This window comes from Streptomyces sp. NPDC001093, assembly GCF_040298985.1.
Taxonomy (GTDB): Bacteria; Actinomycetota; Actinomycetes; order Streptomycetales; family Streptomycetaceae; genus Streptomyces.
Map to the genome: position 1 here is coordinate 1 of NZ_JBEPBF010000021.1, position 21,452 is coordinate 21,452.

At 69.4% G+C, this 21,452-nt stretch carries 18 protein-coding genes and 3 pseudogenes; 13 read left to right on the plus strand and 8 right to left on the minus strand.

The window, feature by feature from the left end:
* Nucleotides 1-114: 114 nt before the first annotated feature.
* Nucleotides 115-992, minus strand: a pseudogene (locus tag ABT288_RS13340) (IS5 family transposase).
* A gap of 430 nt (nt 993-1,422) precedes the next feature.
* Between ABT288_RS13340 and ABT288_RS13345 the strand changes: the two are divergent.
* Nucleotides 1,423-1,773: an antibiotic biosynthesis monooxygenase family protein gene (locus tag ABT288_RS13345; protein WP_351606224.1), complete on the plus strand. Its 351-nt coding sequence runs from the start codon at nt 1,423-1,425 to the stop codon at nt 1,771-1,773.
* A gap of 375 nt (nt 1,774-2,148) precedes the next feature.
* Here ABT288_RS13345 and ABT288_RS13350 read toward each other — a convergent pair.
* Nucleotides 2,149-2,310, minus strand: a pseudogene (locus ABT288_RS13350) (helix-turn-helix domain-containing protein); the annotation flags it as partial.
* A gap of 454 nt (nt 2,311-2,764) precedes the next feature.
* Complete coding sequence (locus ABT288_RS13355) at nt 2,765-2,908, minus strand: hypothetical protein (RefSeq protein ID WP_351606226.1); 144 nt, start codon at nt 2,906-2,908, stop codon at nt 2,765-2,767.
* Nucleotides 2,909-3,508: 600 nt separating this feature from the next.
* Between ABT288_RS13355 and ABT288_RS13360 the strand changes: the two genes are divergently transcribed.
* On the plus strand, nt 3,509-4,729 hold the full coding sequence (locus ABT288_RS13360) for a glycosyltransferase 87 family protein (protein WP_351606228.1): 1,221 nt from the start codon (nt 3,509-3,511) through the stop codon (nt 4,727-4,729).
* 35 nt (nt 4,730-4,764) lie between these two features.
* Here the strand turns inward: ABT288_RS13360 and ABT288_RS13365 are convergent, their stop codons facing one another.
* Nucleotides 4,765-4,968 (minus strand): hypothetical protein, encoded by a 204-nt coding sequence (locus ABT288_RS13365; protein ID WP_351606230.1) that lies wholly within the window; start codon nt 4,966-4,968, stop codon nt 4,765-4,767.
* Here ABT288_RS13365 and ABT288_RS13370 point away from each other — a divergent pair.
* Nucleotides 4,967-5,269, plus strand: a pseudogene (locus tag ABT288_RS13370) (GntR family transcriptional regulator); the annotation flags it as partial. The gene ABT288_RS13365 and the pseudogene ABT288_RS13370 overlap by 2 nt on opposite strands.
* Nucleotides 5,270-5,330: 61 nt before the next feature.
* Entirely contained in the window at nt 5,331-5,924 is a 594-nt protein-coding gene (locus ABT288_RS13375; RefSeq protein WP_351606440.1) for a hypothetical protein, read from the plus strand.
* Between the two features lie 719 nt (nt 5,925-6,643).
* Here the strand turns inward: ABT288_RS13375 and ABT288_RS13380 are convergent.
* On the minus strand, nt 6,644-7,213 hold the full coding sequence (locus tag ABT288_RS13380) for a TetR/AcrR family transcriptional regulator (protein ID WP_351606232.1): 570 nt from the start codon (nt 7,211-7,213) through the stop codon (nt 6,644-6,646).
* 75 nt (nt 7,214-7,288) lie between these two features.
* Here ABT288_RS13380 and ABT288_RS13385 point away from each other — a divergent pair, with 75 nt between their 5' ends.
* Nucleotides 7,289-8,140, plus strand: a complete 852-nt coding sequence (locus ABT288_RS13385; RefSeq protein ID WP_351606234.1) for a patatin-like phospholipase family protein — start codon at nt 7,289-7,291, stop codon at nt 8,138-8,140.
* A gap of 104 nt (nt 8,141-8,244) precedes the next feature.
* Here the strand turns inward: ABT288_RS13385 and ABT288_RS13390 are convergent, their stop codons facing one another.
* Entirely contained in the window at nt 8,245-8,778 is a 534-nt protein-coding gene (locus ABT288_RS13390; RefSeq protein ID WP_351606236.1) for a GNAT family N-acetyltransferase, read from the minus strand.
* Between the two features lie 358 nt (nt 8,779-9,136).
* Between ABT288_RS13390 and ABT288_RS13395 the strand changes: the two genes are divergently transcribed.
* Nucleotides 9,137-9,820 carry a protein kinase domain-containing protein gene (locus ABT288_RS13395; RefSeq protein WP_351606239.1) on the plus strand — a complete coding sequence of 228 codons (684 nt, stop codon included), beginning with the start codon at nt 9,137-9,139 and terminating at the stop codon, nt 9,818-9,820.
* 818 nt (nt 9,821-10,638) lie between these two features.
* Nucleotides 10,639-11,721, plus strand: coding sequence for a PP2C family protein-serine/threonine phosphatase (locus tag ABT288_RS13405; protein WP_351606241.1), 1,083 nt, complete (start codon nt 10,639-10,641; stop codon nt 11,719-11,721).
* A gap of 250 nt (nt 11,722-11,971) precedes the next feature.
* Here the strand turns inward: ABT288_RS13405 and ABT288_RS13410 are convergent, their stop codons facing one another.
* Complete coding sequence (locus ABT288_RS13410) at nt 11,972-12,325, minus strand: hypothetical protein (RefSeq protein ID WP_351606243.1); 354 nt, start codon at nt 12,323-12,325, stop codon at nt 11,972-11,974.
* A gap of 286 nt (nt 12,326-12,611) precedes the next feature.
* Here ABT288_RS13410 and ABT288_RS13415 point away from each other — a divergent pair, with 286 nt between their 5' ends.
* The 4 genes from ABT288_RS13415 to ABT288_RS13430 all read left to right on the plus strand — a co-directional run bounded on the left by ABT288_RS13415 (nt 12,612) and on the right by ABT288_RS13430 (nt 17,780).
* A complete protein-coding gene (locus tag ABT288_RS13415; RefSeq protein ID WP_351606245.1) occupies nt 12,612-13,652 on the plus strand; it encodes a LacI family DNA-binding transcriptional regulator in 1,041 nt (346 codons plus the stop codon).
* A gap of 143 nt (nt 13,653-13,795) precedes the next feature.
* Nucleotides 13,796-15,586 carry an outer membrane protein assembly factor BamB family protein gene (locus ABT288_RS13420; protein WP_351606248.1) on the plus strand — a complete coding sequence of 597 codons (1,791 nt, stop codon included), beginning with the start codon at nt 13,796-13,798 and terminating at the stop codon, nt 15,584-15,586.
* Between the two features lie 759 nt (nt 15,587-16,345).
* Entirely contained in the window at nt 16,346-16,885 is a 540-nt protein-coding gene (locus tag ABT288_RS13425; protein WP_351606251.1) for an AAA family ATPase, read from the plus strand.
* Nucleotides 16,886-17,219: 334 nt separating this feature from the next.
* Nucleotides 17,220-17,780, plus strand: a complete 561-nt coding sequence (locus ABT288_RS13430; RefSeq protein WP_351606253.1) for a nitroreductase family protein — start codon at nt 17,220-17,222, stop codon at nt 17,778-17,780.
* Nucleotides 17,781-18,266: 486 nt separating this feature from the next.
* On the opposite strand, the gene ABT288_RS13435 is transcribed toward ABT288_RS13430, so the two are convergent.
* On the minus strand, nt 18,267-18,578 hold the full coding sequence (locus ABT288_RS13435) for a hypothetical protein (protein WP_351606255.1): 312 nt from the start codon (nt 18,576-18,578) through the stop codon (nt 18,267-18,269).
* A gap of 30 nt (nt 18,579-18,608) precedes the next feature.
* Between ABT288_RS13435 and ABT288_RS13440 the strand changes: the two genes are divergently transcribed.
* Together ABT288_RS13440 and ABT288_RS13445 are read left to right on the plus strand one after the other, a co-directional pair.
* Nucleotides 18,609-18,761: a hypothetical protein gene (locus tag ABT288_RS13440; RefSeq protein ID WP_351606257.1), complete on the plus strand. Its 153-nt coding sequence runs from the start codon at nt 18,609-18,611 to the stop codon at nt 18,759-18,761.
* Nucleotides 18,754-21,417 (plus strand): lectin, encoded by a 2,664-nt coding sequence (locus ABT288_RS13445; RefSeq protein WP_351606259.1) that lies wholly within the window; start codon nt 18,754-18,756, stop codon nt 21,415-21,417. Before ABT288_RS13440 ends, ABT288_RS13445 begins: the two co-directional genes overlap by 8 nt.
* Nucleotides 21,418-21,452 lie beyond the last annotated feature (35 nt).

The window sequence follows — 21,452 nt, forward strand, 5'->3', positions numbered from 1 at the left end:
TGTTCAGGCGAAGGCCGCCTTCACGTACGGCGGATACCAGACCGAGTGATCAAGTTCGACGCACCATTCGACGTCGGAGGTTAAAGCTCAAGCTAAGGCGTGTTTGAGATGTGCTCATGGTCCTTGACGTATCAGGGTGAGTTGGACGGTGGCTTCGTAGCGGACGGCGAGCTTGTCGTACCGGGTCGCGACGCCGCGGGTCTGTTTCAGCAGCCCGATCCGGCACTCGATCTTGTGCCTGCCCTTGTACACAACGCGGTCGAAGCCGGGCGGCCGTCCGCCGGCCGTACCGCGCCGCAGACGGTGTCCGGCCCGGTCGCGCTTCTCCGGGATGGTGTGCGGGATCTGCCGTCGTCGCAGGTATTCGCGGATGGCCCGGGAGGATCGGCCCGGTCGGCCAGTACGTGGCCCGGCTGGGGTGTGTGGATGCCCGTCGCCGGCACGCGGGACAGGGATGCGGTCTATGACTTCGGTGAACACCGGAGCGTCGACTCGCTGTCCGGCGGTGACTACGGCCGCCAGGATGTGGAAGGACGCGTCGACGGCGAGGTGCAGCTCGGTGGTCAGGCCACCGCGCGAGGGGCCCAGCGCGTGGTCGTCCGGCTCGGGCGCCACGCCGTTGGCGGACGCCCGGTCCGGACTGTGAGCCCCCTTCTTGCGGGCCTCGGTCGCGTGCTGCTGGGCCCGGCAGACGGTCGAGTCGACCGACACCTCCCACTCTGTGCCCGGCCGCATCCGCTGCGACCTGCAGCCTCTGCAGCACCGTCGCCCACGTGCCGTCGATCTGCCAGCGCCGGAAGAGGGTGTGCGTGGTCTCCCAGGGACCGTAACGCTGGAGCACGTCCCGCCAGGGCGTGCCGGGTCCGCGCCCGCCACCAGATCCTGTCGAAGACCTGCCGACGGTCGCGTGTCGGCTGGCCTATCTTCGGTATCGGCGGCAACAGCGGTGCCAGCCACCACCCTTGTTTGTCCGTCAGATCGCCCCTAGCCACCCCGTGATCGTTTCAGGGCCTTGATCGACATCTGCAACACGACCTAGGGGCGCGTATCTGGTCGTGATCAATGAGCCTCGCAGCTTCCAGGGCTGGTGCCAGCCTGGGGTACGGGCCCGGCGATCTACGGCTGCGCTCCTGCTGATTGACGGAATCTCACCGCTCCGCCCTTGTCGGCCGTGAGCCCGCGCCCCTCAGGGGCCGGTGTCATCCCCAGGTCTGACGCGGCTTCGCGCGGTCCGACCGAAGTCGCCCATCGGAACGGGAACTGCGGCTGACTTCACGGCCTGCTTACGCCGGGACGATGGAGCGGTCCCCGGAAGGCAGTACCCCTACGGACAAGCGAGCGTCGTGAGCGTCACCGGATCCAGTACGGCGGTGTCCGGCCTCGGTGCCGTGGGACAACCGACAGCGAGAGGAAGTACCGAAGATGGCCAAGCTGCAGAGCCTGGACCCGAATACGCCGATGTTCGCGCAGTTCAAGGAGAAGACCGGACCCATCGTCCTGGCCAACACCTTCTTCGTCCCGAAGGAGAGGACTGAAGCATTCCTGGGCCTCTTTCGAAGGCAGGCGGAGTTCATGAAGGCTCAGCCGGGATTCGTCTCCCTCCAGATGCACAAGGGAACGGCGGACAGTCAACTCATGATGAACGTCGCGGTCTGGGAGTCGACCGAGGCGCTCGCCACGGCTTTCGGCAGCCCGGAGTTCCAGCGCATGGCGGCCGAGTTCCCCGACGACATCGTGTCGTACCCGCACATTTTCGAGCAGATCGATGTATGACACGGCAGCTGTGGCCGGGGGAGGGCAGCCGGAGAAGCCCCGCCCTCACCCGGGCAGTCTCCCATCCATGTACCATGCCGGTCGCCAAGGCCGTACACCCGGGCGAGGCTGGACTCGGTGACGAGCCAGTGAGCGCCGGAGACGATGCGGACGAGGCGTTCCTCGTCCCATGCCGGGCGGACGAGGGCCTGGTGCTCACCGCACTCGGCGAGCCCGGCGTCACCGGCCTCGTACAGTGCGGCGAAGCGCATCGGATGGGTTATGACCAGCACGTGAGGGACGATCGAAAGCCAGCGGGGGCCTGATTCTGGAATACTCGCCTCAGGGGTGGGGTGATGCGTCTCAGGGCGTTCTATGGCAGACGCCTATGCGGGTGACGTCTTCCGGCGTCGCGGACTGCCGACCAGTCTCCCGTTTGGACACCTTGGCCTGTGGCCACCCCAGCAGGGCCGCCAGATCCCGTTGCGTGCGCTGGCCGCGCAGCTCATGGAGCCGACGGCCGAGCGCCTCGCGGGCTTGCTGGAAGTCCGTGGTCACAATGGGAAGTTACCCGCTGATCCCGGTCGAATGGCCCAGCGTGGTGCGAGGCAGCCTTGCGGGCCTGGCGTAGCGGAGGTCGCATGCTGGAGCGCGGTGAACATGCTGCCGTACTCGGCGAAGCTGATCGGCTGCGGCACGTGCACGGGCTCCTTCGGGCCGAAGTTCGCAAGCGGCTCGCGAGGCACGGTCACGTCGGCTCCGCCGTCCGTGAGGTCGAGTGCGACGGCTCGGCGGGGTCGGTGACGGGATCGCCCCGCACGACGTAGGTGTCGGTGCCGGGCTCGGTGTTCAGGGTGGTGTATCCGTCGTTGGCCAGAGTTCGTGCCGACCCTTCACAGTCGCCGGGTCATGGGGTGTCCCTTCGTCCCGTAGGTGATGTGCCCGCGCGCGCCGCAGTCGCCGTGGATATCGGGAGTCGACGGGCGCTACAGGCCCGTGCCGACCGACGGTTTCAGATGCCGAGAGGGAGACCAAGGGGGGAGCCCACAAGAGTGCTGACGGGTTTTTCGAGAAGACCGTCGGTGATGTCGTCGGTGCCCTGTGCCTGGGCGGCTGTGGCGGGGACGATCACTCCGAGGGAAAGCAGTGCGCTCACTGCTGCAACGGTCATGATGCGGCGGACAGACATCACGGTGATTCCCTCTTGGTGGGGAGAAAACGCTGGACGTATGGACGGGCAAGAGACTTTCCACCTGCCTGGCCCGTGCACGCTTTACGTCAATCGTTTGAGGGACGGCCGTACCCGCCACAGAGGCTTGATAGAGGCATTGAGAGGCTCCTGCACGGAGTACAGGGGCCCTCTGCCAGGCGTCCCGGGTGAACGGCACACGGGTCCGTTCACGGACTTGTGTCCTGGACGGAATCGCCCGAGGCGGAAGCGCCAGGCCGGGGAGCCGATCCCGTGCAGCACTGTAGGCGGCGACGTCCTCCGGACGGGTGCTGATCGTCGGGGCCGTCAATCGGTTCCAGTCGACACCGGCAACCGCGCCGCGCTGTGACGGGTGGCAGCGTGGTCGCCCGCTGGCAGTCATTCACAGGGTGGTGCGACAAGATGACGCACTATGTTCATCGTGTTGTCACCTTCATGCGGGCCGACACCGGAAGTGTGGCGGGTGTAAGGCGGGTGACGGAGAGGCCCTGAAACGTGACGGTGTGGTGGCGGGGAACGGTGAGCGCGGGTCGCTCAAGGACATGGATGCCGGTGGTGGCCTGGGCGGTGACGCGAGCGGTACTGCTGCTGACGCTCTTCGGCGCCCTGCGCTTCCCCGGTGACGACGTCCGCCCCGACGTGGTCGTGATTTACCACGGCTGGTACGAACGGCTGCTGACCGGCAGTTTTCCGGTCGGCGACGTCACCTGGCAGTACCCGCCCGCTGCGGCGGCGGCCTTCCTCGCCCCGGCACTGCTGCCGTTCCTGACGTACTCGCACGCCTTCTACCTGCTCGCCTGCGCTGCCGACGCGACGGTCCTGGCGATGCTGCTGCGGGCAGGGCGGGCCCACGGCCGGGACCTGGCCGGCGCCTGGCTGTGGGTCGCCGGGGTCGCCGTGCTCGGCCCGCTGGCGCTGGCCCGCTACGACGTGATGGTCACCGCCCTCGCGGTCGCCGCCCTGCTCGCCGCGGCCCGGCACCCTCGGGTGGCGGGCGCGCTGGCCGGGATCGGCGCGCTGGTCAAGGTGTGGCCGGTACTCGTGCTCGCCGGTGTGCGGCCGGGCCGCGCGACCCGCCGCTCCTGGGGGGCGGCGCTGGTCACCACCGTCGGTGTCAGCGCCGTGTTCGTGGCGTCCACCCGGGGACCGTTCGCGTTCCTCACCGAGCAGCGTCAGCGCGGTGTCGAGATCGAGTCGCTGGGCGCCCTGCCGTTTCATGTCCTGCGCTGGCTCGGCCTGTGGCACGGCACCTCCCGGCTGCACTATGGGTCGTTCGAGTTCCTCGGCCCGTATGTGCCCACCGCGGCCCGGATCGCACTGGCCTGCGCGGTGCTGGCCTTCTGCTGGCTGGTCTGGTGGCGGGTACGCGCCCGCACTTTCAGCGACGTCGTGCTCTACGACGCGGCGTTCGCCGCGGTGCTGGTCTTCGTCACCACCAGCCGGGTGATCAGCCCGCAGTACCTGATCTGGCTGCTCGGGCTCGGCGCGCTCTGTCTGACCAGCCGCTCCACCGTCCAGCGCCGCCCTGTGCTGCTCATCCTGGCCGCGTGCTTCTTCACGGTGCTCGAATTCCCCGTCGGCTTCGGCCCGGTCGTGCGGAGCAATCTGCCGGGCATAGTCGTACTGCTGATCCGCGACGGGCTGCTGCTCGTGGCGATGGTCTCGGCCTGCCGCCGGCTCTGGCGCAGTACGGCCTCGCGGCAGGGAGCGACGCCTGACGACGCGGCTTCCTCGGACGCGGACTACGCTGTGGCACAAGCGGGTTGAGCCACCTCAGGGCCAGGGGCCAGGGGCCAGGGGCGTCAGCCCTCGCCCCGGTGGGTCCAGGCGTGGAGTTCGGCATCCACCGGGCGGTCCATGGCCATGGACATCTCCGACCCCATGACGTTCCTGGCGAGCGAACGCAGGCGTTCGAGGGCTTCGGCACGCTGGTTGCCCTCGCCGGGCGGCAGGTCCCGCGCGCGATGCGCCGCCGGACCGATGACATGGGCGCGGATCAGCACCATGCTCACAACCCCGGACGAGCAACGTGCCTACGAACGGCGGCAGCCGGCAGCCGGTAGCCGGCGAAGACGAAGAGCGGCGGCCAGGCCCGAATCTAGATTGGTGGTCGTGAACGACAGCAGAGGAATCTCGCCTCAAGAGGCCACCGACATCCTGCGGAAGCGGATCCGGCACGGCGAGTTCACCACGACCGGCAGACTGCCGTCCCAGGAGAAACTGGCCGAGGAACTCGGTGTGTCGCGCCGTGCCGTCCGCCAGGCCCTGCAGGCGCTGCAGGACGAGGGACTGCTGGGCAGAACCGGAAAAGGCGGCGTCGCCCGCCTCGCCGAACCGCCCGTCGCCGACGAGGTGCCGCAGCCCAGCCGTGCGCCTGGCACATCGGCTGGAGGCGGCGTTCCTGGCGCCCCACGTGCAGATCGACGCCGTATGTCTCACTGCCGAGTCGCTGATGGTCTTCATGGACGCTCCGCTGCGTCTCGTGGTATTGCGTCGAGCCGAACCCGATTCGGTCACGGCACGCATCATCCTGCCGGCCAGGGAACACAGACTTCTCTACCCCGCCCCCTTGCAGGGCTGGGGCAGGGACGCGGCCGTCGACGCGGCTGTCCATGAGCGCTCCGAGCGGTTATTCGACGCACAGATCGAGGTGCTCAGGCTCCAATTCGACCGCTTGCGGATTCGGCACGGAATCAACGCCGAGGTGAGGTTCCGCGTCGCGAACAACTCGCCCTACCAGCAGCTCTATCTGCTCAACAGGACAGAAGTTCTGTTCGCGCACTACAAGATGACGGAGCGGACCGAGGAGATCTATGGCAACGAGGTACCGTTGCGGGACACATCGGGAAGCCAGCACCTGCTCTTCCCCTTCGACGGCCGCCACAGTGAACGGGACAGCATGCTCGTTCGCGACACCCAGGAATGGTTCGACGCGTTCTGGGACGGCCTGGGCCCGATCTGATGAACACTTCGGCGACGGACCAGGGAACGAGGCGGGCACAGGCGGATCCGAATCGGGGATGTGCGCCACCGCGCCACCGGAGTATCCGCGTCCGCATGGTGAAACGTGGGGAAAGCGGGCCTTGGAGGGCTGCCCTGTGCGGGCATGCCGTCCCTTCTGTAGCCGATGTCCGTGATGACGGTGAACTGGCCGAGGACTCCGAGGCGGTAAGCGTGGCGGACGGCCGTGGTGGCGCGGGATGACTTCCTGCTGCGGGAGCCGTGGATCGTCGCGACGCCTACGTCTTCCACGGCACGGTCACCCTCGCATGCATGGTCCGTGCTGAGCATCGGGAGCTTTTCACTGGTCACCGGTCTGTCGATCACCGCCTTGCGGCACAACGACGACGCAGGGCTGCTGAAACCCGCCTACGTCGACCCCGACACCGGATACCGACGGTGCCGGTCCGGCCAGTTTGACGAGGCGCGTCTGTATGCCACGTCGCGCCGTCTCCAGGTTTCTCCAGGTTCCCGTCGATGCGATGCGCGGTTGGCGAACACGGCGCCGGTGCTGTGCTTGCCGAGCACCGGTGAGCGCCTGCAAGCCAGAGTCGACACGCTGACGAAATTCATCGAGACCGTCGATGGATACTGCGATGGTCGCCCGGCAGCCGCGAACTACCGGGCACCCGAGGGGCAGTTCAGCGCAGCAGCGGCTCCCCGGGGGTGCGCGCCGAGAGGTCAGGGTGTGGGCGCCTGCAGGAGGGCGGCGAACTGCTCCAGGGCGAGATCGGTACGCTCGCGTTCGCCGGTGGTGGTGAGGTCGAACAGCAATCCTCGTATGACGGCCATGACGAGGGTAGGGGTGGCGGTGTCGTCGTTCCCGGTGGCGATGTCGGCGAAGACGGTGCGCAGTGGGCCGAACCAGTCGGTGACGGCCCCCGCCTGGTCCGGGTAGTGCTCTGGGTGAGCCAGCAGGTCGGCGTGGACTTCGAAGAACAGCCGGACGAACGGGGCGCGTTCGGGCGCACTCAGCCACGTCCAGATCCCGCGCAGCCGCTCCTGGACGGTGGCGCCGCTCGGCGGCAGGCCGTGCGCGAGGCGCTCAGCGCCGCGTCGGCGCGCCTCGGCGAGAACCGCGGCCACCAGTTCCTGCTTGCTGCCGAAGTCGTAGAGCAGCATCCGCGGGCTGGTACCCAGTGCCACGGCCAGCGGACGAAGACTCAACCCCGCCAGCCCCTCCGCGAGGACATGGTCGGTGGCCTGTGCCAGAACGCGGTCACGCCGGACGGGATCGGCAGGTCGTCCCACGGTGTGCACCGTCCTCTCGTGCGATAGTGCCGTGCAAGTATATGACACGGGTGTTTCACTAACAGAAGGAGAGCCGTGGAGACCGACGGCGTACACGAGCTCGACCGGGCACTGGTCCTGGGGCCCGGCGGGCGTCTTGGCATCGCATGGACGGCCGGACTGGCAGCAGGCCTGCGCAGCTTCGGGGTGGACCTGGGTGAGGCCGATCTCATCGTGGGCACCTCCGCCGGAGCGATCGTCGGCGCAGTCCTCGCCACCGGGCAGGACCCCGCCCGCCTCGCCACCGCTTCCGTCCGGCGCCCCGCTGACGTTTCGTCCGCGCCGCGCCGCCCCGATCCGGCTGTGACGGGTGCGGTGTTCGCCGTCCTCGGCGCCCCGGGCCTGGACCCTGCCGATGCTCGTCGCCGGGTGGGTCGCATCGCCCTGGAGACAGTCGACGCGGAGGCGGAGAACCAGCTGATCGCCCAGCGCGCCGCGCTGATCGCTGCCGACAGCTGGCCGCGGCGCCCTCTGCTGATCCCGGCCGTTGACGCCGAGACCGGTGAGCCGATCGTGTGGGACGCCGCCGCGGGCGTCCCACTGGTACGCGCGGTCGCCGCGTCCAGCGCCTTCCCCGGGATCGAGCCGCCAGTCGCCATCGGCGGCCGCCGCTACCTGGACGGCGCCCTGCGAGCCGGCACCAACACCGACCTGGCGGGCGACGCCCGCACGGTGGTGGTGGTCGACCCGCTCGCCCACCGCCACCCCCACCCCACAGTCGACGGCGCTCACATCCTGGCTCCCGATCCGGCCGCGGTGCGCCTCCTGGACACCGAGCAGAGCGACCCTGAAGCGTGGAAGGCGGCCTACCAGGCGGGCGGGGCCCAGGCCCGCGCGGCAGCTGAGGGACTACGCGCGCACTGGCGGCCTGCCTCGGCCCGGGGCTGAAGGGACAGCATTCGTCGCCTGGTGTCCGTGCCGTCGTGACCAATGCGATCGGGAACGTCGGGACAGTGGTCGGCTGTCTTGTGGTGATCGACGGCTCGGCCGGTTCATGCCTGGAACTCGGTGAGATCGATGGCGTGAACGCGCAGCGGGTAGCCGTACACCGGGTGTACCGTCTCTCGCTCGGGCACCATGCCGAGCTTGCGGATGACGTTCTCAGAGGCGTTGTCACCCACCCGATTGATGCTGATGACGCGGTCCAGGCCGCGGTCCTGGAGAGCGAACTCAAGCGTGGCGTGGGCGGCTTCGGACGCGTATCCCTGGCCCCAGAACTGTGAGCCGATCCGCCAGCTGATCGCCACGGCCGGCATCACCTCCGGCATGAACTCGGGCACGGACAGTCCCGTGAAGCCGATCAGTTCGCCCGAGGCCAGCAACTCGACGGCGAAGAGTCCGAAGCCCTCCTCGTCCCACTCCTCCTCCCACCGCTCGATGTCCTCGGCCGTGTGGTCCAGGTCGCGTACCGAGCCGTCGCCGATCCAGCGCATGACCCGGGGGTCCGCGTTGATGTCCGCCATCGGTGCGAGGTCGTCGTCGTGCCAGCTACGGAGGAGGAGGCGGGGTGTGCGGATCTCGGTCATGCGCCCATCCTGCCGAAGGCGACGGCCTCATCGGTAATCCGGCACTCGCCCGCGCTACTGCCTCATGCCCTCCCCGTGCCCGGCCTGTCCCGGCTCTCCCAGCTCGCAGAGTCGTGTGGCGTTGGGCGTCACAGGGATGTGACGGCCCGGCACTCCGGTGCGTTGTAGGAGTGGGCTCAGGGACCCAGGGGCCTCGTGACATCCGCTCGCCCCCTATTCCGAGCGGGTGGTCGCGCAATGAGGGGCAGGCAGGTGAATCCCCCGTCGTCTGCCTGCCCCATGCGCATTCCCCCACGAAGGCTTCCGTGCAGGGTCTGCTTGCGGACCGCTACAAGTTGTAGGAGTTGACGTCGTCAGCATGTACGACTTCGGCGCGCACCATGACCAGCCCCACCTGGTCATGGAACTCGTCGACGGCTGGAACCTGGCTCAGGAACGCTCCCTGCGCGGCGCCCTGCCCCCGGCCGAGGCGGCCGCCATCACGGCCCGGGCGGCCGCCGGCCTCTGCGCGGCACACCAGGAGGAAGTGGCCCAGCGGGACGGCGAACCCACCAACGTGATGCTGGCCGCCGACCGCGCGGTGAAGATCACCGACTTCGGCATCGCACGCTTCCCCGAGGAGGTCGCTGGCGCCCTGACCGCCAAAGGCAAGATCATCGGCACCGCCGACCACCTGGCTCCGGAACGCGCGCTGGGCCGTCCCGCGCAGCCCGCGTCCGACGTCTACTCCCTCGGGTGCGTCCTGTACGAACTGCTCACCGGGCGGCCTCCGTTCAGCAGAGCCATGTCACCGGCCGTGGTCCAGCAGTACGTCAGTGCCACACCGGGCACCGGCCGACCGCCTGCGCCCCGGCGTACCGTAGCCGCTCTCCGACTACGTGCTGCGCATGCTCGTGAAGGACCCGGCCCACCGGCCCACTGCCGAGCAGGCAGCCGCTTGGGTGGCCGCGCAGCACGTCACACCTCGACCGGCCGAGCACGACGGCACCACCCTCATGCCCGCCCTGGCAACTCCATCGTCTCCGGCACTGCACGCCGGTAAATCCCGCGCAGCACGCACTCCCGCCCCAGCGGTCGCCGCAAACCGGCCTCCAAGGCCGTTCTCGCCGGCGTCGGCCTCGCGCTGGTCGCCGGGGGCTACGGCCTCGGAGCCTCGCTGAATTCAGGTGCCACGGCGCCCACGTCTCCGGCTTCTCCCTCACCCGCCCGCATCGCATCAACACCCGCCGGTCGGACCCCGGCCACGCCTGGACGCCGGCTATGACTGCCAGCCCGTCTACACGGAGCCGGCCGAGCGCGGCATCACTGCCGAGATCACCGAGCGTGGCACCAGGACCCCGATCCGGGCCGACGGCCGCTGGGTTGTGGAGCACACGAACTCGTGGTTGAACAGCTTCGGCAGACTCCGGCGCAACACCGAACGCAGCCGGATCCGCGCCGAGTTCTACCTCGCCCTTGCCACAGCAATCATCACCGTGCGTAGCCTCATCCGGCGGGCCTGGTACACCCGCCGCTGGGACACCCGACCCGCCGGCCCCCGCATCCCATAACCCCAGCTCACGCCCGACTGGCGGACGCTCTCACTCGTGAGGTGCACCAGCACCTGGCTCCGTACGACGGGTATCCGGACGGCCACGGCATCACACCGCGGATCGCCCGCCCGGGAAATGGACTCGAGCCGACCACTTGGCCGGCCAGCGGCCGCACGGCGTTCCCGAGCGTTTACAACAGCGCCGGGTGGAACACCCAACATCGGGGAGGCAGGCTGTAGTCATGCGGTCGCTCATCCGCCCGTCCAGTCCATCTGCGGCGGGCGGTCATAGCCCGATCCTCTGCAGAGTCGCGCAGTGTGTGCCATTCGTGATCATACTGCTCGCGCTGGGGATCGAGCTTTCCCCTGCACACGCGGTGATCACCGGTCCTCTCCTCGCCGCCATGCCGGCATTGGCCGCGCTGACGATGGGCCCCAAAGGCACCCTTTCAGCAGCGGCCGGAGCCTTCACCGTCACCGTCATGACGGCCACCCTGCACCACAGCTGGGGAGGCCAGGTCTACAGCAACCTCGTCTCCCTCCTCGTCGTGACGGCAGCAAGCGTCACCATGAGTAAGGCAATGCACACGCGCAGGCAGAGCGAGCTCAACCAGGTCCGCCGGGTCGCCGCTGCGGCGCAACGGGTTCTGCTGCGGCCTGTGCCACCCCGACTCGGTCCCGTCCAGATGGCCAGCAAGTACCTCGCGGCAGAGACGGGCGCGCAGATCGGCGGCGATCTGTACGAGGCAGTACACACCCGGTACGGGGTCCGGATGATCGTGGGAGACGTCCGCGGCAAGGGGCTGCCCGCCGTGCGCCTGGCCGCGGCTGTGCTGGGTGCGTTCCGGGAGGCTGCGCATTACGACGAGGATCTGGCGGAGGTGGTGAATCACTGCGCGGCAGCGCTGGAACGCGAGCGGGTGGCGCTCAGCGCGGTTGATCAGGCGGAGGAAGACAATCTGACCGAGGATTTCGTCACCGCACTCGTGGCTCAGGTATCAGACGCCTTCGTGGTCGAGGTGGTCAATCGGGGCCACCCGCCCCCGCTGGTGCTCCGCCGGGGAAAGGTAAAGGCCCTCCTCCCTGCCTCCCCGCTGCCGCCCCTGGGCCTGGAAGATTTCATCGCCGTTCCGCCTGCCCAAGCGGAGAGCTACCCATTCATACCCGGTGACCGTCTCCTGCTGCACACCGACGGCGTGATCGAAGCCCGCAGCCCCGACGGTGATTTCTTTCCCCTGCCCAAGACCGCGGAATCGGTGCACCCCTGTACCCCGTCCGAGTTCCTGGAGCAGTTGCACCAGGAACTGATCCGGCACACCCACGGCTACCTGGCGGACGATGCGGCGATGCTCCTCGTTGAACGGCTCAACGAAGGAGGCGAGAGCGGGCTGCATGGCCCCCACGCCCTCTGAGGTACTCGCGCCGGCCGCTGTGCCTGGCCGCCGGAGCCCGCCGCGGAGGCGGTAGCCGGCCGAACCCCCGCGACCAGCAGCCTTGCTCCGACCTCACCAGGACTCTCCTCCGGCTGTAGCCCATCGCGCCAGCAGTGTGCCCCGCATCCCACAGTGTTCGGGTAGCGCGCGCTACCTCTCTGATGAAGGAGAGTCCGCATGCTGCTGCGTGAAGTGATGTTCGCCGTCGACGCCGACGCACACGGCTACCTCACGGTTCGACGACGATGACGACTTCCCACCGGAGATGCCGTTCGGCTGGCGCGGTGGCCCCGTACGAGGCCATTGCTATCAGTCGGGTCCAGCCGGAACACGGCGGCTGGTACGTCGTACGTCGTACCAGTCGTCGGCGGAGTCGATGGTCCGCTCGTCCGTGCCAGTCGATTCGGCGCAGCACACAGCCGCGCAGGGGACGGTGGGCCAGGTCGAGGAATCGCAATTCCTCGGTGCTCTGGGACTCCGGCACCGCGACCAGCACGGTTCCGCCGGACACGATGAGGGCTGCGAGGCGTTGCGATCCCTCGCCGAAGAGGGATCCGGGCAGGTGATGAGGCAGAACAAGCATGTGACAGCGTCGTATATGCCGAGGGCGACGACGTCGGTGAGCGGGTCGGCCAGGGCGAAGCGTGCCTGGGGCGCCTGGCGGGGCGCATAGGTAAGCATGACCGCAGAGACATCGATGCCCGTCCAGTCCCCTTGCGATAGCCCGCTGTTCGCGACGCATCACGTGGAGTGCGCGGCGATTCTGGGGGACGGCTGGCACATGGCCGCTGACCTGCCGGTTCTTTCGCTTTCTCGCCGGGTGTGGCCGAGGGTGAGAATAGGTCCGTCGGGCGAGGCAGGGGATGGGTATGGCGAGTGAGGGCGGGCCGGTCACGTTGCGGGGAATCGCGGAGCGGCTGGGGCTGAATGTCTCGACCGTCTCGCGCGTGCTGAACGGATCGCGGGGCGAGCAGGAGCGGGCGGCGTCGCAGGAGACGGCGCAGCGCATCCGCCGCCTCGCCGAAGAGCTGGGCTACCGGCCCAATCCGCACGCCGCGAGCCTGCGCACCCGGCGCAGCAACCTGGTCGGGGTTCTCTTTCCGCAGCTGTCGGAGATAGTGGTGGCCACCATCTACGAGGGCATCGAGGCGGAGGCGACCGCGCGGGGCCTGTCGACCTTCGTCACCAACACCCACGACGCCCCCGCGCTCCAGCGTGAGCGGATCGGCATGGTGCTCGCCCGCCGCGTGGACGGGCTGATCATCGGCGACGCCCATCTCGACGGCGCGGTCCTGACCCGGCCCGAGTTGCGTGAGGTGCCGTTCGTCCTCGTGAACCGCCGCTCGGACATCGGCGGCGTGTCGGTGACGTGCGATGACAGGCTCGGCGGGCGCCTGGTCGCGGAGCACTTCCTGGCGCTGGGGCACCGGCATGTGGCCGTGGTGGCGGGCGAGCCGTTCGCCAGCACCGGCGCCGACCGAACCGCCGGGTTCGCCGAGCGCTACCGGGAGGCCGGACTGCCGATTCCCGCCGAGCGCATCCGCAACTCCTCCTTCGACATCGCCGGAGGCCGCCGCGCCGCCCTGGAGCTCCTGGACCGTCCCGACCGGCCCAGCGCCCTGTTCGCGGTCAACGACTTCGCCGCGATCGGCGTCGCCGGCGCCGCCCGCGACCTGGGCCTGATCCTCGGCACCGACCTGGCGCTGGCCGGTTTCAACGACACCCCGCTCGCGGCCGAGCTGCCCGTTGCCCTCACGAGCGTGCGGTCTCCCATGACCGAGCAGGGCAGGCGCGCGGTGCGCCTGCTGCTGCGCCGGATCGCCGGCGAGGCCCCTGCGTCCGAGGTCCTGGCGCCCAAGCTGATGGCGCGAACCTCCAGCGGGGCTGCGGTCGGGCCTCCGCTGGCCTAGCGGGGCGTTCGCAGGCCTTCCGGGACACGGCGCAGGCCTCGTCGTGCCGCGATGCCCAAACGATTGCGCCAAACGTTTGGGCACCTCATACTGAGCTCCGGGCAGGGGAGGGCGACGTGGCGCAGCCGGGGGAGGGATCGCCGATGACCGAGCCGTACATCGCGTGGACCTGGATCCCGGACCCGCATCGGCACCGCGTCCTGTCGGCGCGGTTCCGCGGCGAGGTCCTGGTCGTCGGCTACGGCTCGGACGGCGCGGCGGACTCCGGTGTCCTCGCCCTGGACCCCGTGGTCGGCCGCACCCTGTGGGCCCGCGAGGTTCCGGGGATGGTGGCCGGGCCCGGAGGCACCAGGGAGGTCATCGCGGTCCTGGACCGTGAGCGGGATCTGTACGGCTTCCGGCTGGGCGACGGTGCCCAGCTGTGGCGCCGACGAAGCGTCATCGGACCCGGGCGTCCGGCTGAGGACGCCAGGAAGTCGGCGGTGTTCCACGTCGGTACGGCGGCCCGTGGCAGGGACCTGTTCACCGTGACACGCGAGTGGACTCGTACCCTCGTCGGCATCGACGGGCCGGAGCGGGAGGCGTCGAACGAGATCGCCGTACTCGACGCCGACGGCCGTGTCCGCGACCGACGATCCGGTGTGTCGTACTACGACGACTCGTGGACCCGCCCGGTCCGGGAGTTCTCCCTCTCATGGCGCCGGATCGTCGCCCGCGACGTGGTCGATGCCTCCGTGCGCTGGCGCTCGCGCAAATGGCGGGGTTCCACGCAGGTCCACATCTGCGTTGACCGGGAAGCGGGCCTGGTGATCGGGGTCGGAGAGTACGGCATCAGGGCCTACGACATCGCCACCGGCTTCCCGCGATGGCGACGCCGTGGCGTGCGGGCGCGGCCGGGCGTGGCCTTCTCCCTCGTCGTTCGCAGTGCGGTGGTGTCGGACGGCGTGCTGTGTGTCGAGGCGGGTGGTCGCCTCACCGCGTTCCGGACCGCCACCGGCGTGCTGCTGTGGCGACGGGACATCGACGACGGGGAACACGACCTGCGGGCCGACCGCGGTGTGCTTTACCTGCTGGGCCCCCGGAACACGAATCTGCGGGCGTTCGCGGCGAGTGACGGAGCCGAGCTTTGGCACTGCACACCCGACGCCGCCCGTCCGAAGGCGCGGCACCTCATCGGTGTCCGCGACGGTTTCGTGTATGTGAGCGAGGGGGAGGCGATCCGTGCCCTGAGGGCCCCCGCCCCCGACAGGACCGTCCGGCCGGGCGGGGGCGAGACGGGGCTCGAGGTGTTCCTCGAGACCGCCGAGGAGGCGGAGAGACTGGCCGCGCCCCTCCCGCGCCTCGGCCGCCGCTTCCTGCTCGGCCTGGAGCGGGAGCACCGCGCACACGCCCCCGACGACGGCTCCTTCCGCGTGGTCTCCGTGCGGGGCCGTGACATCGCGGTGGCGGAGTACGGCTCCCGCTTCTACGACGAGGGCATCCCCGTCCACCTCGCCGTGGACCTGCGTACGGGCGCCTTCCAGCACTGGCACGCGAACGCCGTCGAGAACCGCTCCCGGCCGTCGCTCGCCCTGGCGCGTCTCGTCCCCCCATGGGACCCCGTACGGCGCTGGCTGGCCGCCGGTCCCACGGCCGCGCCGGTCACCGTCACGATCCGCACTCGAGGGCAGCTGGCGCGCTTCAGCGCGGCCGAGATCGCGCGCGCCGATCGGCCCGGCCCGGCCGCCGTACCGCACCTGAAGGCCTCACCGCTGCTCACGCTCACCAGCCCGCGTACCCGCTGCCTGATCCGTGACCACCCGGCGGAGACGCTTCCCTACCAGGCCCTCTTCGGAGGTCAGGTCCATGCCCCGACCCACATCGGCGCCGACCCGCGCCCCACTCCGGCGCCGGCCCACCGCCGAGGGCCGGCGCCGGACGGAACCGACGGCTGATCGCCCGCGAACGCCACCGCCTGGCCCACCTGCCCGGTGTGGCCATGGCGACCGGCTGCGTCACCGTGAAGGCGCTCTCCGAGCAGCTCCATGGTGACGGTCCCCTCGCCCGGAGGTCGGCCCCCCTATTGCAGGCCCGTGAAGAACCTGACTCGGGGAGAGAGAACTTGAAGTCGTCACTGGTTATGTGGGTCGGTCGGCCCGCAAGCCGCGGCGGGCCAATCGGGCGGCCTCGGTCTTTACGGCGCCGGCGCTGGGCCATCACATACACCGCGACGGGCTTCTCCTGCGGCGTGATCCGCCCGAGCTGCGGCACGATCGAGTCATCGAAAACCCAAAGGTGCTCCTCAGCCGATGGCCTGTGGTCGTCGACCCTGGGCGCCTGCAGGCGCAGTTGGGCAGTGCAGCGGACCGGCCCGACCCAGGCGGCGGCGCGCTCGGCGCGCGGCATACCGCCAGCGACCAGTCCTCCGGGAGCCGGGGGTCGGCAAGAAGCCGGTCGGCGTCGGCGAGTCCACGGCCTGGTCATCTGCATAGGCCGCGAAACCTTACGCGGTCCGCTCGCCCGCCTGCCTCCGCTGGCGCTACGCCAACGCCCGTCACCGACGTCGGGGCCGCCGAACGCAAGGAACGGGCCCCTATCCGCAGCGAGAAAAGCCGCTGGCGCCGGCCGCCCTCTCAAACCCGCAGCCTGTCCGCAACCCAGCGAACCTGCGCGGTCGCAGCACCATCCCGGGTGGTCATGTCTACGCTGGCGGCGTGGCATTGGTGTGGGTGACGGGCAATTCAGGGACTGGTAAGTCCACGGTCTGTGGGGTGTTGCGAGCGCGTGGCTACGTTGCGCTCGACGCCGACGAGGACGGCTTCAGTGGCTGGATCGACCGGGCTGGGGGCGAGGTTGTGGTGGACCCTCCGTATCCGGTTCCTGGGGGCTGGCTCGACCGCTACGGGTGGGCGATCGTCCGTGAGCGCGTTGAGGCCCTCGTCGAGGAGTCTCGTTTCCGAATCGCGTTCTTGTGTGGGTCGGCGGAGAACGAGGCTGACGTACGCGATCTTTTCGACCTCGTCGTGTGCCTGGTGATCGACGAGGACACCCTCCGCCACCGGCTCGCGACCCGCACCACGAACACATTCGGTCAACATCCCGAAGAGCTCGCAGCGGCCCTGAAGTGGAATCCTCGGATGCGTGCCATCTACGAAAGCCGTGGCGCGACGATCATCGATGCATCCAAGCCGGTGACCGAGGTGGTGGACAGCGTGATCGGCGCAGTTCAGGGGCTGACAGGGTCCACCCGATAACTCGGACGACGTCTGCGCGCCGCGTGGTCGCTCAGCGGCATTCCCGGAGTCCCACAGGGCACCTGTGCACCCGCCCCAACAGTGACGGTCACCGGGAACCATCCCGGCAGGAGGCGGAGTCGATCAGGATGGCCGTGACGCGGTCAACAGGGGTGTGGCCGTCGATGGGCGGGTGAGCGGCGCCGGTGCGTACGACGCCGAGCAGCGCGAGCGGGGCGGTCTGACTACGGAGGTGACGGCTTGGGCGCGCAGGGACGTCGCCGACGTCCCGTGAGAGGGCCCGGTGACGGCGGCGGCTGGAATACGGCCGCGCGGCGGCCGGTTGCCTCCGGACATGCGACGTGATCAGGAACCACCCGGCGACATCCACCCCCTGCTGGCCGGACGGTTCAGCCCCTCTCGGTTCGACCCGTCGGCCGCCGTGGACGACCACGCGGTCAGTCTGCTGCTGGAAGCCGCGCGGTGGGCGCCGTCCGCCGGCAACTCCCAGCCCTGGGGCTTCTTCCTGAGCCGCCCCGGTGAGCCGGAGCACGAGCGGGTGGTGCGCCACCTCGCCCCCAGTTCGGCCCGGTGGGCGGCGGACGCGGGCCTGCTCGTCGTCGCGCTGACGCGCCGCCACGTCGACGAGACGCAACTGCTCTACTCCGAGTTCGCGGACTACGACCTCGGCCAGGCCATCTCCCACATGACCATCCAGGCCCAGGCGATGGGACTGGCCGCTCATCAGTTCCGCGCCTTCGACCTGGAGGGTCTCACCAAAGAGCTGGAGCCGAGCCCCGGGTGGGTGATCATCTCCATGATCGCGCTGGGCAGGGCGGCCGAAGGGCCGCCGGCGCGCCGCGACCGGCGCAGCATCGCCGATCTGCTGTCCGCCCCCTGGCCGCTGTCGGAGTAGCGCTGTCGCGTCATATCCGCAACGGTTCCACGATGTTGGGAAAGCGGTTACCGAAGCGTAGCGAACGGACGTGCGCCACCTCTAGGCTCTGCGTGACCGCCGGGCACTGTGAAAGGGATTGACATGTACATGATCAGTCGAAGACCGCGAGCCGTGCGGCCGACCGTCGAGGCTCTGCCGCTCCCCGAGACAACGATGCCGGCCGCCCACTCCGAAGACCTTTCCGGGGCGACACCGGCCGAGGCTTCGGGCACCGGCATCCACAACACCTACAACGACAAGTCGGCGTACATCTACCTCGCCGATGCCCTGGACACCGGCACCTCCCTGGTGGAACTGGACACCTGGACCGTCCGCGTCGAACACGACGATCCAGGGGTGCGGGGTGGTGTCGCCCTACCGGGTGCGCGGGGCGACTGCCTGCGCGCCGAGGACACCGGAGAAGACCGTCCAGTCGATGGTCCCGGCGGCGAGGTCCTTGAGGTGCTAGGCGTAGACGACGTTCACCCAGGTGGAGGCGGGGGCGACGGCTTGCTCGAAGGTGCTGGGGATGATCTCCACGATCGCCATTCCGCTCAGGGCGGTGTATCCGGCCCGGTTGTTCGCGCGGCCAGCGGTGCCGAGGTCCGGGTAGCGGGTGCCGTCGCTCCTGCTCAGCAGGTCGGCGGGGGTGTGGAGGATGCTGCCGAGGTGGGCCTTGAGGTAGGCGTCGAACGAGGCCGGGTTCATGCCGAGGGTGTTGTCGAACCCGACGCCTGGGCGGGCGACGGCGACACGCAGCGGTACGCCACCAGTCACCACCTGACGGTCGTCACCCACGGCTACGACGTGTCGCCCACCCTCAGCTCCTCCGACCCCTCCCTGGCCGATGCCCGGGCACGCCTCGGCGAACTCGCCGCGGACGGGGCCGCGTACATCTCCACCCACTGGATCACCATCCCGTCGAACGACGTGCTCGGCGAGGTACTCGGCCGTGGCTGACACCCTGCGCTCGCGCACCCTGACGCGGGTGCTGGCGGCCGGGGCGATGGCGCTTGCCTTCGCCCTGCCGGGCCAACTCGCCCCGGCGGCACGGGCCACAGCCGTGACCGACCCCGTGCCGCTGGTCAACCCCTACATCGGCACCGGCGCGAACAACGACTTCAGCGCCGGGAACACCTTCCCCGGAGCCGACGTCCCGCACGGCATGCTCCAGTGGTCCCCGGACACCACCTCGCGCCCCAAGGGCGGCGGGTACAACTACGGGGACTCGGCCGTCTCCGGCTTCAGCCTCACCCACGTCTCCGGCGTCGGCTGCGACGCTGCCGGGGACCTGCCCATCCTGCCGGTGGTCGGCTCGATCGGCTCCGACCCCGGCGCCACGACGGAGTCGTTCTCCCACAGCGACGAAACGGCGACGGCGGGCTCCTACTCCGTCGCCCTCGGCAACGGCACACACGTGTCGCTCACCACGACCACGCACGCCGGAATCGGCCAGTTCACGTTCCCCGCCTCCACCCAGGCCGACCTGCTGCTGAAACTGAACGGCACGCAAACCCCGTACGCCTCCTCGACGCTGAACGTGACCGGCGGCGACACGGTGACGGGCTCGGTGACCAGCACCGGCTTCTGCGAGGCGACCAACCCCATCACCGTCTACTTCGCCATCACCTTCGACCACCCCTTCACCGCCGGCGGCTACAGCGGCGGCGAGTACCTCACCTTCGACACCACCAGCAGTCGGACGGTCGAGGCCCGGGTGGGCATCTCCTACACGTCGACGGCCGAGGCCGCCGCCAACCGGGACGCGGAGGTCACCGGCAAGAGCTTCACCGACGTGAACTCCGCGGCGACGACGGCGTGGCGCGACGCACTGTCGAAGATCACGGTCAGCGGCGGCACCGGCGACCAGCAGCGCATCTTCTACACCGCCCTCTACCACGCCTCCCTCTTCCCCAGCGTGGTGAGCGATGCCGACGGCTCCTACCGTGGCTACGACGGCGCCCTGCACACCGTGACCAGCGGCCACAGCGCCCAGTACACCGACTTCTCCAACTGGGACACCTACCGCTCCCAGGCACAGCTCACGGCGCTGCTCGACCCGTCCGCGGCCTCCGACATGGCGCAGTCGATCGTCAACGACTACAGGCAGGGCGGCACCCTCACCAAGTGGGGCATGGCCACCGGCGAGACCCACATCATGGTCGGCGACCCGGCCGTGCCCGTGCTGGCCGACTACTACGCCTTCGGCGCACGCGACTTCGACACCTCCACGGCTCTCGCCGCCATGATCGAGGAGCAGACCACCGACACCGACGTCACCCCCGGCGTGACGTACCTGGACTCCTTCGGCTATCTGCCCACCAACTCGCTGTACGGCTGTTGCCACGAGTACGCCACCACCTCCACCCAACTGGAGTACGACACCGACGACTTCGCCCTGTCACGGTTCGCGGGCGCACTCGGCGACAGCGCGAACCGGAAGAAGTTCCAGGACCGGGCGCAGGACTGGGAAAACGTCTTCAACACGTCCTCCGGCTACCTCCAGCCCCGGCACTCCAACGGCCGCTGGATGGACGGCTTCAACGCCAAGTTGATCACCGGCACGGCAGCCAACGACTTCGCCGAGGGCGACGCCTTCACCTACACGCCGATGATCCCGTTCAACCTCGCCAAGCTGGCGTCCCTGGAGGGCGGCACTTCGTCCCTGGCGTCGTACCTGGACGGCGTGCTCAGCGGCTACCAGGGTCTGGGCAGTGTCATCGGCACCCAGTCCAACATGGGCAACGAGCCCAGCATCGGGCTGCCGTGGGAGTACGACTGGGTCGGCGAGCCGTACAAGACGCAGTCCACGGTGCGTGCCGTGCAGGACCAGCTATGGACCGACGCCGCCGGCGGGGAGCCCGGCAACGACGACCTCGGCGAGATGAGCGCCTGGTACGTCTGGTCCGCGCTCGGCCTGTACCCGGAGACGCCGGGCACCGCCGACCTGGCCATAGGCAGCCCCCTGTTCACCTCCGCCGTCGTCAGCGCAGGCGGGCACACGCTGACCGTCAACGCCCCTTCTGCGGCGGACGGTTCTCCGTACGTGCAGGCACTGACCCTCAACGGCGGCACCTGGAACAAGGCCTACGTGCCGGCGTCCTTCCTCGGCTCGTCCACCGAGCTGGACTTCACCCTCTCCTCGACCGCCGACACCTGGTGGGCGGCGGACGCCTCGGCCGCACCGCCGTCCTACGACGGCACCCCGGGCACGGGAGTGGCCCAGCCCAGCGGTCCGCTCACCGAGACCCTCACCGGCAAGTGCGTCGACGACGCAGGCTCCGGTACGGCGAACGGCACGCCTGTGCAGATCTACGGTTGCAACGGCAGCGCTGCGCAGACCTGGAAGGTTGTCCCTGACGGCACCCTCCAGGTACTGAACGACTGCATGGACGTCACCGCCGGCGCCACCACCTCCGGGGCAAAGATCCAGCTGCACACCTGCAACGGCACCCAGGCCCAGCAATGGCGGCCCGACAGCTCGGGTGAACTCGTCAATCCGGTCTCGGGTCTCTGCCTCACCGACTCCAGCAACGGGGCAACGAGCAAGATCCAGTTGACACTTGGGACGTGCACGGGGAGTGTCGGCCAGCGCTGGACTGCGCCGACCGCGTAAGGGGCGGTGGGTCCCTCACGCCGAGACCGTGGGAG

Excerpts from the sequence above, each read along its gene's own strand:
- ABT288_RS13345 (WP_351606224.1), top strand. The coding sequence starts at position 1,423 with ATGGCCAAGCTGCAGAGCCTGGACCCGAATACGCCGATGTTCGCGCAG.
- ABT288_RS13360 (WP_351606228.1), top strand. The coding sequence starts at position 3,509 with ATGCCGGTGGTGGCCTGGGCGGTGACGCGAGCGGTACTGCTGCTGACG.
- ABT288_RS13365 (WP_351606230.1), bottom strand. The coding sequence starts at position 4,968 with ATGGTGCTGATCCGCGCCCATGTCATCGGTCCGGCGGCGCATCGCGCG.
- ABT288_RS13390 (WP_351606236.1), bottom strand. The coding sequence starts at position 8,778 with ATGACCGAGATCCGCACACCCCGCCTCCTCCTCCGTAGCTGGCACGAC.
- ABT288_RS13395 (WP_351606239.1), top strand. The coding sequence starts at position 9,137 with ATGTACGACTTCGGCGCGCACCATGACCAGCCCCACCTGGTCATGGAA.
- ABT288_RS13410 (WP_351606243.1), bottom strand. The coding sequence starts at position 12,325 with ATGCTTGTTCTGCCTCATCACCTGCCCGGATCCCTCTTCGGCGAGGGA.
- ABT288_RS13415 (WP_351606245.1), top strand. The coding sequence starts at position 12,612 with ATGGCGAGTGAGGGCGGGCCGGTCACGTTGCGGGGAATCGCGGAGCGG.
- ABT288_RS13420 (WP_351606248.1), top strand. The coding sequence starts at position 13,796 with ATGACCGAGCCGTACATCGCGTGGACCTGGATCCCGGACCCGCATCGG.
- ABT288_RS13430 (WP_351606253.1), top strand. The coding sequence starts at position 17,220 with ATGCGACGTGATCAGGAACCACCCGGCGACATCCACCCCCTGCTGGCC.